14 protein-coding genes and 1 pseudogene are annotated in these 14,769 nt (G+C 65.0%); 9 read left to right on the top strand and 6 right to left on the bottom strand.

Going from position 1 to position 14,769, the window contains the following annotated elements; translation table 11 throughout:
• A complete protein-coding gene (locus DGN21_RS17370) occupies positions 1-912 on the top strand; it encodes a LysR family transcriptional regulator (RefSeq protein ID WP_024938482.1) in 912 nt (303 codons plus the stop codon).
• A 267-nt stretch (positions 913-1,179) separates the two neighbouring features.
• Positions 1,180-1,392 carry a hypothetical protein gene (locus DGN21_RS17365; RefSeq protein ID WP_016900938.1) on the top strand — a complete coding sequence of 71 codons (213 nt, stop codon included), beginning with the start codon at positions 1,180-1,182 and terminating at the stop codon, positions 1,390-1,392.
• Between the two features lie 180 nt (positions 1,393-1,572).
• Here the strand turns inward: DGN21_RS17365 and DGN21_RS17360 are convergent, their stop codons facing one another.
• Positions 1,573-1,839, bottom strand: coding sequence for a hypothetical protein (locus tag DGN21_RS17360; RefSeq protein WP_126966584.1), 267 nt, complete (start codon positions 1,837-1,839; stop codon positions 1,573-1,575).
• Between the two features lie 10 nt (positions 1,840-1,849).
• Positions 1,850-2,182, bottom strand: a complete 333-nt coding sequence (locus DGN21_RS17355) for a YkgJ family cysteine cluster protein (RefSeq protein ID WP_226427509.1) — start codon at positions 2,180-2,182, stop codon at positions 1,850-1,852.
• Positions 2,183-2,529: 347 nt separating this feature from the next.
• Here DGN21_RS17355 and DGN21_RS17350 point away from each other — a divergent pair, with 347 nt between their 5' ends.
• Entirely contained in the window at positions 2,530-2,697 is a 168-nt protein-coding gene (locus DGN21_RS17350) for a hypothetical protein (RefSeq protein ID WP_164738933.1), read from the top strand.
• A 79-nt stretch (positions 2,698-2,776) separates the two neighbouring features.
• Here the strand turns inward: DGN21_RS17350 and DGN21_RS17345 are convergent, their stop codons facing one another.
• Complete coding sequence (locus DGN21_RS17345; protein WP_126966585.1) at positions 2,777-3,940, bottom strand: zinc-dependent alcohol dehydrogenase; 1,164 nt, start codon at positions 3,938-3,940, stop codon at positions 2,777-2,779.
• Positions 3,941-4,202: 262 nt separating this feature from the next.
• Between DGN21_RS17345 and DGN21_RS17340 the strand changes: the two genes are divergently transcribed.
• The gene (locus DGN21_RS17340) at positions 4,203-4,847 is read left to right on the top strand and encodes a DUF4142 domain-containing protein (RefSeq protein WP_126966586.1); all 645 of its coding nucleotides are present in this window, start codon (positions 4,203-4,205) and stop codon (positions 4,845-4,847) included.
• 207 nt (positions 4,848-5,054) lie between these two features.
• On the opposite strand, the pseudogene DGN21_RS17335 reads toward DGN21_RS17340, so the two are convergent.
• Both DGN21_RS17335 and DGN21_RS17330 read right to left on the bottom strand, forming a co-directional pair.
• A pseudogene (locus tag DGN21_RS17335) lies at positions 5,055-6,235 on the bottom strand (ABC transporter ATP-binding protein); the annotation flags it as partial.
• Positions 6,236-6,291: 56 nt separating this feature from the next.
• Positions 6,292-7,158: an SDR family oxidoreductase gene (locus DGN21_RS17330; protein ID WP_126966587.1), complete on the bottom strand. Its 867-nt coding sequence runs from the start codon at positions 7,156-7,158 to the stop codon at positions 6,292-6,294.
• A 216-nt stretch (positions 7,159-7,374) separates the two neighbouring features.
• Here DGN21_RS17330 and DGN21_RS17325 point away from each other — a divergent pair, with 216 nt between their 5' ends.
• The 3 genes from DGN21_RS17325 to DGN21_RS17315 all read left to right on the top strand — a co-directional run bounded on the left by DGN21_RS17325 (position 7,375) and on the right by DGN21_RS17315 (position 9,631).
• Entirely contained in the window at positions 7,375-7,560 is a 186-nt protein-coding gene (locus tag DGN21_RS17325) for a hypothetical protein (RefSeq protein ID WP_016900925.1), read from the top strand.
• 563 nt (positions 7,561-8,123) lie between these two features.
• On the top strand, positions 8,124-9,404 hold the full coding sequence (locus DGN21_RS17320) for a sigma-54 dependent transcriptional regulator (RefSeq protein ID WP_046344551.1): 1,281 nt from the start codon (positions 8,124-8,126) through the stop codon (positions 9,402-9,404).
• A complete protein-coding gene (locus DGN21_RS17315; protein WP_065032933.1) occupies positions 9,404-9,631 on the top strand; it encodes a hypothetical protein in 228 nt (75 codons plus the stop codon). The genes DGN21_RS17320 and DGN21_RS17315 overlap by 1 nt, the downstream gene beginning before the upstream one ends.
• Here DGN21_RS17315 and DGN21_RS17310 read toward each other — a convergent pair.
• Positions 9,625-10,008 (bottom strand): response regulator, encoded by a 384-nt coding sequence (locus DGN21_RS17310; RefSeq protein WP_024938475.1) that lies wholly within the window; start codon positions 10,006-10,008, stop codon positions 9,625-9,627. The genes DGN21_RS17315 and DGN21_RS17310 overlap by 7 nt on opposite strands.
• Positions 10,009-10,206: 198 nt before the next feature.
• Here DGN21_RS17310 and DGN21_RS17305 point away from each other — a divergent pair, with 198 nt between their 5' ends.
• Positions 10,207-13,761, top strand: coding sequence for a CheR family methyltransferase (locus tag DGN21_RS17305; protein ID WP_160955159.1), 3,555 nt, complete (start codon positions 10,207-10,209; stop codon positions 13,759-13,761).
• A 264-nt stretch (positions 13,762-14,025) separates the two neighbouring features.
• Positions 14,026-14,598 carry a hypothetical protein gene (locus DGN21_RS17300; protein WP_016900920.1) on the top strand — a complete coding sequence of 191 codons (573 nt, stop codon included), beginning with the start codon at positions 14,026-14,028 and terminating at the stop codon, positions 14,596-14,598.
• Positions 14,599-14,769: the final 171 nt, after the last annotated feature.

The raw sequence follows: 14,769 nt of genomic DNA, 5'->3' as shown, positions 1-14,769 counted from the left end.
ATGCATCCCTCTGAACGCGTCAAAGGCATCGATATCTTCGTCAGCGCCGCCGATGCCGGCAGCTTTACGGCCGCCGCCGAGCGGCTCAGCCTGACCAGCTCGGCAGTGGGCAAGGCCATCGCACGCCTGGAGACGCGTCTGGGGGTGCGCCTGTTCGCACGCACCACCCGGCGGCTGGCGCTGACCGACGCAGGCGCGGCGTTCTACCGGGTCTGCGTCAAGGTGCTCGACGAGCTGGAGGAGGCCGAGCACGTGCTGCGCGCCGAAGGCCAGGCGCCCACCGGCCGGCTGCGGCTGGACCTGCCGGTGAGCTTCGGCCGGCACAAGGTGTTGCCGGTGTTGCTACCATTCTTCCAGCGTTATCCCGGCCTGCAGCCGGTCATTTCGTTCACCGATCGCTTCGTCGACATGGCCGAAGAAGGCATCGACATCGCGGTGCGCATCGGCGGGCCGGATCAGTGGCACAGCAGCCTGGGGCACCGCTATCTGGGCCATGAAAAACGCGTGTTCTGCGCCGCACCGCAGTATCTGGCCCAGCGCGGCACGCCCGACAGCATTGCCGCCTTGCTGGCGCACGATGCGGTGCTCTACGGCAAGGCCGATGGCAGCAGTAGCCCGTGGTTGCTGCGGCATGGCGCAGGGCCGGTGGAACAGCGTGCGATGGACGCGCGGGTAGTGTTCGGCAATGCCGAGGCGCAGGTGGACGCGGTGGTGGCCGGGCTGGGTATCGCACAGCTGCCGACCTGGCTGATCGATCAGCACCTGCAGCGCGGCAGCCTGGTCGCGGTACTGCCGCAGTGCGATACCGAAGGCCTGCCGCTGCATCTGGTGTGGATGCGCGCGCGCCAGTTGCTGCCCAAGCTGAGCCGGTTGCTGGAATGCCTGCAGCAGGGCTTGCAGGATGCGGCGTGAGTGCGGCGCCTGGCGTGGGGTCGTGCATGATCGCGGCAGCGGTCGCGCATGGTGCACATCGACGTGCCGCAATGCAGCGCCAGGTTCGGGTCAGCGCACATGCCAGCACACGCAGCAGCGGGTCCGATCAAGCGCAATCACGCCGGTCTGCGCCTGCTCTCTAACCAATTCAGCTCCAACTGCGCTGTCTCACGGCCGACCCTGTTTTGTAAGGTGAACGCGTGTAGGCTGCCGGTCCGGGGACGACTCCCCAACGAGGTGACCACAATGGACCGCTGCGACATGCAGGTGTCCGATCTCATGGTCCTGGAGTTACAAGGGTTCCACGCTGCCTATGGCAGTGGACCGGACTTCTGGGACGCGTATCAACGCATCATGACCCTTGCCGCGCAAGCCGGCGGCGATCTGATCACACTGGCCAACGAGATGGCTTCGCTGGCACAGGGACTGGGCGCGACCAAGCACGCGCAACTGCTGTAATCCGCGCTTGCCTGTTGGCGACGCGGGTCTGCGTGCCGGAAGGCGGTCATTTCGAAGCCGACGATGCCGGCGCTGTGGGTTCAGCCGGCCGCGGTGTGTGCACGCAGCGCGGCATCGATCAGCCAACTCCAACTCCAGCCGCGACAGCCACACCGCAGGTGTGCTGCCACAGCGATGCGCTTACTCGGCGTCGGTTGTTGCGGTTGTCACGGTCTCTGCGTCGGACGCGTCGGCTGCCTTGGCAGCGGGTTTTTTGACTGCCTTGGCAGAAGCGGCCTCGGGCTCGCCGCGCTTCTTGTCGCGACGCAGCGGGGTATCGCCCAGACGTTCGATCGCGCCACCGGATTGCTGGAACGCCTCCAGGTCGGCAGCCAGCCGTTGCTCGGACAAGCGCGGCTTGCCTGGCTGATTGCTCACGGTCATCGACTGACGGCGGGAGTTGTTCATGGCGAAATCCTCATGCGTTGTACAGCGTCAAGGGAATGCCCCGCCGGCGTTGGTCGTCGTAGGTGGCACGCACGTCGCGGCAATACGGCCCGGACATGACGAAACGCCGGCAGATCGCCGGCCGCGTCTCGTAGATCGAACAACACATGCGCGCCGCATCGATGGCCACGCACCAGCCTTCCTCGTCACGCGCCATCACGTGCCAACCTTGCGGTGTCACGCTGGTCAAGTGGTTGGGGATGCGGTCGGAGGGATCGACCATGACGGTGAGCCGGCAACAGACGGCGTCGCAACGTTCGCAGAGATTCTTGATGGAGAAGGCCAGATAGAGTGAGGGCGACACCGGAGTCCGGCCGCCCTTGCACCATACACCCTGGGCGCGCCGGGGTGTGAACCGGTCCCCGCCGTGGCGGCAATAGGCTGTTTTCTCGCGGCGCGAAAACGCAATGATCACATTGCCGGCAGTGCCCTGCCTTGCGCGTCTGCCGGTGGACGCAAGCACGGCATGCTGCGCGCTCGATCGTGCTGTGGTCCGCGTGCGTACGATTGCGACGTTGCGACAGCCTGCCATGCATCCGACGTTGCCTAAACGGTTGCCTTTGTCGCGCCGATGCGAAGACCTCTTTCACCTGCGCCGTCGTCAGGCCACCGTAGCGTTGGGTGGTCTGCATCAACGCGACAGGAGATCCCATGAATACTGCCCATCAACACGCAACTGCGCCCGATCTTGCCGGCGATCACGAAGACCAACGCAGCGAGAAGGAAAAACAGGACGCCTTGCAGGACGATGCGCTGGAAGAAACCTTTCCGGCCAGCGATCCGGTGTCGCCGTTCGTGCCGGCCAAACCGCTGGACTGACCCGGCCACACTAGCCGGGAACGCAAACGGCGCGGTCATCGACCGCGCCGTTTGCATTTGCAGCGTTGCTGGCCGGCTGTTACGGCGTCAACACCACCTTGCGGCAATCGTCCTGCTTCTTGTCAAACAGCTCATAGCCACGCGCCGCATCGGCCAGCGGCATGCGATGGGAGATGATCGCGCTGGGCTTGAGTTCGCCATTGCCAATGCATTCCAGCAAATGCGGCATATGCTTCTGCACATGGGTCTGGCCCATCTTGAAGCTCAGCCCCTTGTCGAAGGCATCGCCGAACATGAAGGCATGGATGAAGCCGGCATACACGCCCGGCACGCTGACCACACCGCAGCGGCGCGTTGCCGCGATGCATTGGCGGATTGCAACACCGCTGCTGCCTTCCAGCTTCAAGTTGGTCAACGCGGTTTCGATCGCGCTGCCTTCGGCCTCGAAGCCCACCGCTTCGATGCTGGCATCCACGCCGCGGCCATCGGTTTGCGAGACGATGACATCGGCCGGGTCGTCGACCTCGTCGAAGTTGATCGGAATGATGCCGTAGGCCTTGGACGCGAAGTCCAGCCGGTAGGCATGCCGGTCGACCATGAAGATGCGCTCGGCGCCCAGCATGCGGCAGCATGCCGCTGCCATCAGGCCCACCGGGCCGGCACCGAAGATCGCCACCGTCGAACCCTGCTTGACCCCGGCATCGATAACGGCCTGATAGCCGGTCGGCAGGATGTCTGACAGGAACAGCACCTGCTCGTCGTGCAGTGCATCGGGCACTACCAGCGGCCCGACATTGGCCTTGGGCACGCGCACGTATTCGGCCTGCCCACCGGATAGACCGCCATACAGATGACTGAAGCCGAACAGCGCCGCCGGCGGCCGCATGTCCTTGTGGTTGAGCGCCGCGCCCTTGCCGGTATTGGTGGTCTCGCAGGCGGAAAACTCCTGCAGCATGCAGTGGAAGCAACGCCCGCAGGCCACCACGAAGGGGATCACCACGCGGTCGCCGCGTTTGACGGCGGTGACGTCGGGGCCCACGTCTTCGACAATGCCCATGAACTCATGGCCGAGGATATCGCCGTGCCGCAGATCCGGAATCTTGCCGCGGTATAGATGCAGATCCGAACCGCAGATGGCGGTGGCGGTCACGCGCAGGATGAGATCGTCGCGTTCGACCAGGACCGGGTCCGGCACGGTTTCGACCCGGACATCGCGTGAGCCGTGGTAATTGAGGGCGAGCATGGGGGTTCTCCGGAAAGGCCGTCGGTGTGCGGCAACACAGCCAGTGTCGGCAGCGCGCCGTTAAGTCCGTCAGCACGGCACGTGCGCACGGTGTGGACGCGTTCGATTGGCGACGCGGCGTTGATGCGTGTGTCACGCCTGGATAACCCGCGCGCTCGCACTCTCGAATGCCACTCTGGATCGTTCGCAGCTCATGCATGCAGCGACCATGCGACCCCGACAATCAACGATCGTGCCTTGCGCGATCAACCAGGAGACTACGATGGGAATTTTCAAGATGGTGACCGCCGGTGCAGTGGGCTACGTGGCTTACAAGGCATGGCAGCGTCGTCAGAGCGAGTCCGGTGAGGCAGCCAGCCCGAAGAACAACGATCGCGACATTCAACCGCAGTCGCTGAGCGCGCCGGCCAATGCGGGCAGCACGCCGCCGCATGGCGACCCGTTGCGTGATGCCGCTGCAATCTCCGGCGATCGCAAGCAGGCGCTTGGTGCGCTGGTGGTCTTCAACGAGCAGGAGCGCACGCTGGCGCAATTGGCAGTCGTCAAGGGACTCGGTGGCGAGACCTTGCAGTTTGCGCGCAAGATGGACGAGGCCCACAGTGCGGCACTGACCGATCTCAGCCGTTTTGCACCGGATCGCAGCGGCACGCTGGCGCAGGCTGCAACCACCCGCGCTGATGGCACCCGCAAGCGTCTGGAAGGCTTGAACGGCAAGGAGTTCGAAACGCAGTACCTGCAGGCCAGCGTGACCAGCCATGAGCAGGCGTTGACGTTGCTGGATGCGCAGCTGGCCAGCGAGCCGGGTTCGAGCGATCTGGGCAAGGAACTGCAGCGCGCACGCGAGACCATCGCCCAGCATCTGGAGCATGCCAAGTCGCTGCGTGCCAAGTCGAACCAGCCGCACTGATCAGGCGGAGATGTTGATCGGGCACCGCGTGATGCGCGGTGCGATGCAGACAACAGGCAGTTCGGCTGCCTGTTGTCGTTGTGGGCATGGGTGGCACGCGTCGATCAGGTTCGCGACATTCGACATGCGGTACGCAACACGCAACACGCAACACGCAACACGCAACATGCTTAGCGAGTGCTGGGCGATCTCATCTCCAAGCAGTCGTCATTGCTGATCAGGCGCAGCCTGCTCGAATCCCGCCGCCTGGCGTTGCCACAGGCCATCGAACACACCACCGTGACCACGCAGCTGTGCCGGGTTGCCATCTTCGACCACGCGGCCTTCCTGCAAAACCACGATACGATCGAAGCCGATCACCGTGGACAGACGATGCGCCACCGCCAGCACCGTGCGGTCGCGCATCAGGTGATCCAGCGCGGCCTGGATTTCCGCTTCCGATTCGGTATCCAGTGCCGAGGTGGCTTCGTCCAGGATCAGGATCGGCGGGTCCTTCAGGAACGCGCGGGCGATGCCCAGACGCTGGCGCTGACCACCGGAGAGCATGACCCCGCGTTCGCCGACCTGGGTGTCGTAGCCCTGCGGCAGTTGCCGGATGAAGCCATCGCAGAATGCGTGCCGCGCCGCGTCCTGCACCTCCGCATCGCTGGCCTCCGGGCGGCCGTAGCGGATGTTATCGGCAATGCTGCGATTGAACAGCGCAGTTTCCTGCGGGACCACCGCAATCTTTTCGCGCATGCTGTCCTGGCTGACGCTGCGGATGTCCTGGCCATCGATCAGCACGCGTCCGGATTGCACATCGTCCAGACGCTGGATCAGCGCGATCAAGGTGGACGTGCCGGCACCGGAGGGCCCGACGATGCCGACCTTCTGGCCGGCAGGGATGTGCAGGTTCAATCCATCCAGCACCGCCGCCCGATCCGGATAGGCAAAGCGCACCTGTTCGAACCGCACATCGCCCTGGGCCAGGGCCGGGGCCAGCGGCGCGTCCGCATCGACGATGGCATGCGGTTGCAGGATGATCTGCAGCGTGTCGGCGATGGCGCCCAGCTGCTGGGTGGTGTCAACCAGCGTCAGCGCCAGGTCGCGCGAGCCGTGCAGGATGCGGAAGGTCAGCGCGCTGACCAGCACCACGTCGCCCGCGCTCACCATGCCGGCGCGCCACATGCTGATCGCCCAGATCAGCATGCCGCCGGCCATCACCGACAGGCAGATGTCGTGGATCACGCGGGCTTTTCCACGTACATCCAGCTGCGGCGGTGGGCGACCGCCTCGTCGCCGATCTGCTCGGCAAGCCGCGCGCTTTCACGGTCGCGCGCCGTAAACGCCTTGATCGTCCACACAGTGGACACTGCATCCACCAGCTCGCCGCCCACGCGCGCGGCCTGCCGCCTCGCTAAGCAAGCGAGGCGGGCTTTGCGCGCAGCTGCAGCGCTGGACGGCGTTACAGCGTGACCGCGCCACCGGCAATGGTGAGCAATGTGCCCGAGGTGTAGCTGGCGGTATCGGCTGCCAGCATCACGTATGCCGATGCCAGCTCCACCGGTTGCCCGGGGCGGCCCATTGGCGTCTGGCCGCCGAAGTTTTCCACCGACTCCTCGTCCATGCCGGCCGGAATGAACGGCGTCCAGATCGGGCCCGGCAGCACCGCGTTGACGCGGATGTGCTTGTCGGCCAGTACGCCCGCCAGGCCAATCGTCAGGTTGGCCAGCGCGCCCTTGGTGGCGGCATACGGCAGGATGTTCGGCGTCGGCTTCTTGGACTGCACCGAGGCGGTATTGATGATGGAGCCGCCGTCTTTCATCAGCGGTACCGACAACTGCACCAGGTGGAACACGGCATGCACGTTGGTGTCGAAGGTCTTGCGCCATTCGTCCAGCGTGATGTCTTCGAAGTTCTCAAAATATTTCTGATAGCCGGCGTTGTTGACCAGGATATCCAGGCCGCCGAACGTGCTGTTGACCTGTTGGATCAACGTAGCCGCCTGGGCCGGGTCGCTGATGTCGCAGCCCACCAGCAAGGCCTTGACGCCGGCCTTTTCGATCAATGCGCCGATTCTGGCGGCGTCTTCCTGCTCGTCGGGAAGATAGGCGATCGCCACGTCGGCACCCTCGCGTGCATAGGCGATCGCCACGGCCGCACCGATGCCGCTGTCGCCGCCGGTGATCAGGGCACGCTTGCCGGTGAGCTGCCCATGGCCGACATAACTGTCTTCGCCGTGATCCGGGCGCGGGTCCATCTTCTCGGTACGCCCGGGAAAGTTCTGCTGCTGCGGCTTGAATGGCGGGTGCGGGTAATTGGGTACGGGCATTTCAGTCTCCTGGCGGTGTGACGCATCACGATGAGCGGCAGTGTGCGTGCGCAGACGTAAACGGGCGGGATAGGCGATGTCGGCGGCGTGTGTGTTGTCGATGGCGCCGCTTGTGCATGCGGCGATTGCTTCACGCCATCGCGCAGCTTTGTTCACTGCTGTGCAATGCACGCCGGCCTAGCGTGGGCTCACGACCACAAACGCAGGAGAACGACGATGGGCAGCGAACCGAAAAAGCCATGGGGCCCGGACGACGACCAGCAAAAGCCGTTTACGCCGCAGGAACAGCGCAACGAGGATGTGGAGTGGAAGGTGCACGACATGCCCGACGAAGACCGCGATGTGAACAAGGCCGACCCCGAGCACGATTACGAGCGACCGGACGGCTCCGAGAAGCGCTGAGCCGCGCTGGACGCTGCAGTTCCGGCGTTCGCGATGTAGGCGCACGCAACTCTGCCGTCGTGTCACAGCGCCGGCCTTGGCCGCCCCATACACGTTTTCTCCACGGCCGGTGCGTAGGCTATTGGCACCACAGCGCATCCGACGGCTCGCGGCCGGGCGTGCACAAGGCATCCACCGGCAATGATCCACGTCGGCGCGAGCCGACAGTCCAGCAGGCGCGTCGTAGCGCAAGCCAAGCGAGCTGATCCGTCAGCTCAGTCCAACGGCACCCGTGTCCGGGCTGCCCTCCATCTCCCGCAAACCTTGCGCTCCTTGGCGTTTCGCCCAAGACGACGCGCTGACCGACCCCGACCATGACGCTTGGCACTGGCGTAATCCAGCGCCGCCATGCGTACTTCGGTCGACCATTTACGGCGAGCTCGACTTGGGGGGAAGCGGGCGCCATACGGCCGGATGGCCGTGACACGGATGTGCCATCTCGTGGTGACGTACAGGCGCGTTTTTCGCGCAGCCGTCACAATTCTCAACTGAACATGTATTAGTCATTGCGGACAGAAGCGCCCATGGACCGTCTTTCCTGCGCCATCATCGACGACGACGTGGAGTTCTGCGATCAGGTGGTTGAGTTAGCCACCGATAGCGGCTTCCGTGCCAAGGGCATCCACACCCTTGGCGAAGCCAGCCGTTGGCTGGACAGCAACTTCCCCGACCTGTTGGTGGTGGACGTTGGTCTGCCCGACGGTAGCGGTTTCGATCTCATCGAACGGCTCGACCCGGATCACACGCCGCAGATTGTGGTGGTTTCGGGCGATTACGCCTACGAAACCCAGGGCCGCGCGCAGCAGTTCGGCGTCAGTGAGTTCCTCACCAAGCCGTTTGCGCCCGAGCGGCTGGAGCGCGTGCTCGGCGGCCTGCGCGACGCGCAGCAGGGCAATCTGGGCATCATCGGCAACAGCGACAGCATCGTGCTGCTGCGCAAGGACATCCTGCGCGTGGCGCCGACCGATCTGAATGTGCTGGTGACCGGCGAGACCGGCACAGGCAAGGATCTGGTCGCGCGCGCGATCCACCGGGTCTCCGGCCGGCGTGGTCGCTTCGTGCCGGTCAACTGCGGTGCCATTCCCGAGGAGCTGCTCGCCAGCCAGTTGTTCGGCCACGAGCGCGGCAGCTTCACCGGTGCCGATCGTCGGCACGCCGGCTTCCTGGAGCAGGCCGCCGATGGCACGCTGTTCCTGGATGAGATCGGCGAGATGCCGACCCGCCTGCAGGTCTACCTGCTGCGCGCGATCGAGTCGCGCAGCTTCATGCGCGTGGGAGGCAGCGAGGAGATCCCGCTGGACGCGCGCGTGGTCGCGGCAACCCACCAGCATGTGCAACGCGAGCACGGCGTGCTGCGCGAGGATCTGTTCTACCGGCTCAACGAGTACCCGATCCAGGTGCCGCCGCTGCGCGAGCGTCGTGGCGATGCGCGGCTGCTGGGCCTGCGCGTGATCGATGAGCTCAACGTCAAGTACGGCACCCGCAAGCTGCCGACCAAGTCGTTGCTACGCTATCTGGCCTACCACACCTGGCCGGGCAACGTGCGCGAGCTGCGCTCGTTCATCCGCTATCTGTACCTGCGCGCGGACGGCGATCTGCTGAGCGCGCCGGATGTGGTGCAGACCGTGCCGCAGGCCGACGAAGACGGCTTGCTGATTCCGGCGGGATGGACCATGCGCCAGGCCGAGGACGCCATGATCGAGGCAGCGCTGGCGCGCACGCGTTTCAACAAGAAGGCAGCGGCGCGCGAGTTGGGGATCAGTGTGCGCACTTTGCACAACCGGCTCAGCGACAAGGACGCGTAGTGGGCGATGCATCCCAGGGGCGGCGGCGCGAGCTGCTGCATCAGTTGCGCAACCGCCTCAACGTGATGGGCTTTGCGTTGTATGCGTTACGCAACGAGACCTCCAAGCCCATGGAAACCCTGCGCACTACCCATCAGTCGGCGGTGGAGTTGCTCAATCAACTGGGCGAAGAAGAGCGCGCCCTGCGCCAGGACGATGCGATGTCCACCGACAGCACCGATCAGTAATGCTCGGCAGGCTGGGTCTGGTTGCTGAGCAGGGCGGTGATGGTGCGCGGGTTGTAGGGCTTCATGCAGTACGACAGGTGCGCAAACCGCGGCGGTAGCGTGTAGCGGTCGTAGCCGGAGCAGAACGAGAACGGCACGCCGCGCTCCAACAGCGCATCGGCGACCGGAAACACCGGTTGGCCACGCACGTTGACGTCGAGCAAAGCGCCGTCGATGGTCTGGCCGGAGGCCACCAGCGACAATGCCTCCGGCACATTGCCCACCGGCCCGAGTACATAGACGCCGGCTTCCACCAACAGATCGTTGAGCGATTCGGCCAGCAGATAATCGTCCTCGACCACGAGGATGCGACGGCCGTTGAGTGGATTGTCCTGCATGGCGAGCTCCTGGAGCGGTGGCGCTATCTGGCGACGCGCAAGCCATAGTGCGCGTCGCGTCGGTTAACGCCGCGCGTAAGCAGGCGCTTCCAGAACCGGTCGTGCAAGGCAGCTGTACCGCTCAGACGCCGCGTAGCAGTAGAGGCGGGTTTGCGCCATCATTGACGATTGCGCCTCACACCCGACGCGATCGATGCGATGACTGACGACGACACTTCCTGCGACGACACCGCAGCGACCCCTGTGCACGACGCCGTGGCGCCACCGCCGTTATTCGTTCTCGGTGTCGGCGCCGATGGCCTGGATGCCACCCGCCTGGCCGAGCTGCTCGACGCGGTCGCCGGGGCGCCCAATCTGGTCATCATGCTGTTGTTGCGCGATCGCCACCTGCTGGACGAGCCGCGCCTGCGTGAGTTGCTCGGCCCGCAATCCAGCCTGCTGCTGGCGCCGGAGGATGGCGATGCGCTGCATCCCGGGCGCATTTACCTACCGCCCAGCCAGACCCTGGTGACCCTGGAAGAAGGCCGGCTGCGGCTGCGCCCGTTGGAGGAAGCCAGCGATCACGGCTTGATCGACAGTTTCTTCGTTTCGATGGCGCACGACCAGGACGGCAACGTGATCGGCCTGATCATGGGCCGCTTCGATGGCGACGGCACCCTGGGCACCGCCGCGATCAAGGAATGTGGCGGTCTGGCGCTGGCGGTGGACGACCCGTCGTTACATGGCATGGATCTGCGCAGTTCCGGCAACCCGGCCGCCATCAGCGACGACATCCTGCCGCTGCCGCGCGTGGCCGCACGCATCGCCGCGCATATGCAACGCCACCATCGCTTCGGTCATCCGGCACCGGTGGGCGTGCGCAACGGCAGCGAGAACGATCAGCTCAGCCAGGTCGCCAGCATCCTGCGCAATGCCACCGGCCATGATTTCCACGGGTACAAGCGCGCCACGTTCCTGCGCCGCGTGCAGCGACGCATGCAGGTGGTGCAGGTGGACACGCTGGAGCAGTATCTGGAGCAGCTGCGCAGCCGCTTCGACGAACCGCTGCTGCTGTTCAACGATCTGCTGATCGGCGTCACCCAGTTCTTCCGCGACCGCCGCGAGTTCGAGTTTCTGGAGCAGCAGGTGATTCCGCGCCTGTTCCAGGGCAAGCAGCCGGGCGATCACCTGCGGGTGTGGGTGCTGGGTTGCTCCACCGGCGAAGAGGCCTATTCGTTGGCGATGCTGTTGCGCGAGCATGCGCAGACGCTGGACGTGGCGCCGCGCATCCAGATCTTCGCCAGCGACATCGACGGGCGGGCGTTGGCCATCGCACGGGTGGGGCGTTATTCGTCCAGCATCGTCGCCGACGTGGGGCCGGAGCGCCTGCAGCGCTGGTTCGTCAAGGAGGGCGATACCTATGTGGTGAGCAAGCAGCTGCGCGAGCTGTGCGTGTTCTCGCAGCACAGCATCGTCAAGGACCCGCCGTTCTCGCGGCTGGATCTGGTGTCGTGCCGCAATCTGCTGATCTACCTGGACGCCGAGCTGCAAAACCGGGTGATCCCGGTGTTTCACTTCGCCCTCAAGCCCGGCGGCTATCTGTTCCTGGGCAACGCCGAAAACGTCTCGCGGCATGCCAAGTTGTTCGCACCGGTGGAGCGCAGCTTCCGCGTGTTCCAGAAGATCGATGCCGACAGCCGCATGCATGCGACCTTCCCGTCATCTTCGCTCGGACTGGACGGCCATGCACCGGCGGCCAACCGCCAGCAGCACAGTGTCAGCAATGCACTGGTGCGCGCCGGCGAGCGCATCGCCGATCGCTATGCCCCGGCCTATGCGGTGCTGGACGAGCATTTCGACGTGCTGCATTTCTCTTCCCAGGCCGGGCGTTTCATTCGTCCCGGCGGCGGCGCACCCAGCCTCAACCTGCTCAACCTGGTTCACCGCGACCTGCGGCTGGAGTTGCGCAGCGCGCTCAGCCGTGCCGAAGCGGACATGACGCCGGTGCAGGCCAGGGGCATCCAGATGCACGAGGACGCGGCGACCCTGGCGGTGGACCTGTTCGTGGAGCCGACCTCCGATTCGGACGTGCCGCGCGGCTATGTGGTCTTGTTCCAGGAAGTGGAAGCGCGTGAACTGGCCGAGCTGGCGCCGCCGAAAGATACCGTGTCCGACAATGCGCACGTGCAGGCGCTGGAGAACGAGCTGCGCATGACCCGCGAGCGCCTGCAGTCGATGATCGAGGAGCTGGAAAGCACCAACGAGGAGCTCAAGTCCTCCAACGAGGAGTACCAGTCGCTCAACGAAGAACTGCAGAGCGCCAACGAAGAGCTGGAAACCTCCAAGGAAGAGCTGCAGTCGGTCAACGAGGAGGTCACCACGGTCAACGGCGAGCTGGCCCACCGCGTGCAGGAACTCGCGCATGCCAACAGCGACCTGAAGAACCTGCTGGAAAGCACCCAGATCGCCACCGTGTTCCTGGACAACGAGCTGCGCGTCACCAACTTCACTCCCGCGGTCACCGACATCCTGCCGCTGGTGGAAAGTGACATCCACCGGCCGATCAGCAACATCAAGCTGCACGTGGCCTACGATGAACTGCAGGACGATGTGCGCCGGGTGATCCGCACGCTGGCGGTGCTGGACCGCGAGGTGGAAAACCCCGCCACGCGCGCGCGCTACATGGTGCGCGTACTGCCGTACCGCACCGTCAACAATTTCATCGGCGGTGCGGTGTTGACCTTCATGGACGTCACCCCGCTGACACGCGCCGAGCGCGCGTTGCGCAGCAGCGAGCAGCGCCTGCGCACCTTGATGGAAGGCATTCCGCAACTGGTGTGGCGCTCGCTCGATGGCGGCCGCTGGACCTGGTCCAGCCCGCAATGGTCCAGCTACACCGGCCAGCGCGATGGCGAGAGCCTGGAACTGGGCTGGCTGCAGGTGGTGCATCCGGACGAGCGCGAGCTGACCCTGAATGCCTGGCATGACAGTGCGCGTACCGGCGGGCTGGATGTGGAACACCGCCTGTTCAACGCAGCCGAAGACGGCTACCGCTGGTTCCATACGCGCAGCGCGCCGGTGCTGGACGAGCGCGGCCAGGTGCTGGAATGGCTGGGAACCTCGACCGAATCGGACAATTTGCGCCGCCTGCAGGACGAACAGCGCGTGCTGGTCAGCGAATTGCAGCACCGCACCCGCAACCTGATCACCGTGGTGCAGTCGGTTGCCAAGCAGACCGTCCAGACCAGCCACAGCATGCCGGAATTCGCCGGCAGGTTCGACGACCGGCTCTCTGCGTTGTCGCGTGTGCAAGGACTGTTGTCGCAGTCGGACAACGAGCCCACCACCATCGGTGCGCTGCTGCGCATGGAGCTGGATGCGCTCGGCGCCGAGCCCGACCAACAGCGCATCGTGGTGGAAGGCCCGGATGTGGCGCTTCGCAAGTCCACGGTGCAGACGCTGGCGCTGGCGCTGCACGAACTGGCAACCAATGCGCTCAAGTACGGGGCGCTGGCGGTGGAGACCGGCACGCTGTCGGTGCGCTGGGACGTGGTGTCCACCAACGACGCCTCTGCGCGTCTGGTGCTGTCGTGGATCGAGGAAGGTGCCAGCCAGCAGCGGCGCGACGACCGCGACCAGGCGGGCGGATTCGGCCGCCGTCTGATCGAAAAGGCGCTGCCGTACAGCCATGGCGCACAGACGCGTTACGAGCTCAGCGATACACGCCTGGAATGCGAGATCCAGTTGCCGTTGACCTCGCTGCACGAGCGCTAGAGACCTGCACGCGCGCGTGCAGTCCGTGCGCACTTCGGCAGGCGCGGCCATGCCGATGTGCAAAATGCTGCGCATCCCGACGCGCCCCTCACGGAAATTCCTGCGCGTGCGTGCACATGTTGCGACGGATTCGCACCTCGCAACGATGCCGATGCCACGGCCGTCATGCAGGACCATTGCGGTGCATCAGTGCGCGGCATCCCTAAAACTTGGCGCGTATTGTGCGTAGCTCCTGCTGTCATCCAGATGCACAGTGGAGTAAACATGATTACGCGCATTCTTCAGTTGTCGGGCCGCGTTGCGAGCAATGCCTGGGTCGAGATCGGTGTCGGTGCCGATGCCGACATTCTGGTTGCCGACCGTGGCGGCAAGCGCGAGGAGCGTGCAACCTTCGGTCGACGTGCTCCGGGACAGCAGCGCTCGATCAATACCCAGGAGCCGGAGTGGCTGGGGCGCGTGGACCTCGCCATCTGGGAAACCCAGCGCTGCCTGATCCCGCTGTGTGGCTTTGTCTGCGCCGCATCGGCTGATGGCGCCACGTCGGCGACCTGGCTGAGTCAGGACGGTGGCGCGCTGTACGCCGCGGGCCTGCGCAATGTCATGGACATTGGCGGTCGCCTGCAAATGGGGTTCTCGTTGCTGGTCGCTTCCTCGACCAGCCTGCCGACACAACGCCCGTTATGCGTCGAAGGCGATGCCACGCAATGGCTACAGGTCAGTGGCGAGGAGGCCATGCGTCATCTGCTGCCATGGCGGTTGGAACGCTGCACCACCGCAGCAGGCGTGCGTCCGGAGTGGGCCAGCGAAGCGCATGCCCAGCAGGCCGCGCCGGTGTGAGAGGCGCGGGCACGCAGTGATACCAAGAGGCCCGTCGGGCCTCTTTTCTTTTCAGTCCTCCGGTAACCCTTACGCATTCGTCGACGTCTTGTATCGACCCACCCGTGTTGCATGGGCGTCGCAAATCACACGCCGACGTTGTCGCGATAACCACCGCAAGACGACCAACTG

Origin of the sequence: Xanthomonas sp. MLO165 (assembly GCF_018831305.1) — a bacterium.
Taxonomy (GTDB): Bacteria; Pseudomonadota; Gammaproteobacteria; order Xanthomonadales; family Xanthomonadaceae; genus Xanthomonas; species Xanthomonas arboricola.
Note: the sequence above shows the minus strand (reverse complement) of the source record. Positions and strands in the feature narration are given on the sequence as shown.

Coding starts and splice junctions, on each gene's coding strand:
- DGN21_RS17365 (WP_016900938.1), top strand. CDS start 1,180: ATGGACCGCTGCGACATGCAGGTGTCCGATCTCATGGTCCTGGAGTTA.
- DGN21_RS17345 (WP_126966585.1), bottom strand. CDS start 3,940: ATGCTCGCCCTCAATTACCACGGCTCACGCGATGTCCGGGTCGAAACC.
- DGN21_RS17310 (WP_024938475.1), bottom strand. CDS start 10,008: ATGCAGGACAATCCACTCAACGGCCGTCGCATCCTCGTGGTCGAGGAC.
- DGN21_RS17340 (WP_126966586.1), top strand. CDS start 4,203: ATGGGAATTTTCAAGATGGTGACCGCCGGTGCAGTGGGCTACGTGGCT.
- DGN21_RS17325 (WP_016900925.1), top strand. CDS start 7,375: ATGGGCAGCGAACCGAAAAAGCCATGGGGCCCGGACGACGACCAGCAA.
- DGN21_RS17370 (WP_024938482.1), top strand. CDS start 1: ATGCATCCCTCTGAACGCGTCAAAGGCATCGATATCTTCGTCAGCGCC.
- DGN21_RS17300 (WP_016900920.1), top strand. CDS start 14,026: ATGATTACGCGCATTCTTCAGTTGTCGGGCCGCGTTGCGAGCAATGCC.
- DGN21_RS17330 (WP_126966587.1), bottom strand. CDS start 7,158: ATGCCCGTACCCAATTACCCGCACCCGCCATTCAAGCCGCAGCAGCAG.
- DGN21_RS17305 (WP_160955159.1), top strand. CDS start 10,207: ATGACTGACGACGACACTTCCTGCGACGACACCGCAGCGACCCCTGTG.
- DGN21_RS17350 (WP_164738933.1), top strand. CDS start 2,530: ATGAATACTGCCCATCAACACGCAACTGCGCCCGATCTTGCCGGCGAT.
- DGN21_RS17360 (WP_126966584.1), bottom strand. CDS start 1,839: ATGAACAACTCCCGCCGTCAGTCGATGACCGTGAGCAATCAGCCAGGC.
- DGN21_RS17320 (WP_046344551.1), top strand. CDS start 8,124: ATGGACCGTCTTTCCTGCGCCATCATCGACGACGACGTGGAGTTCTGC.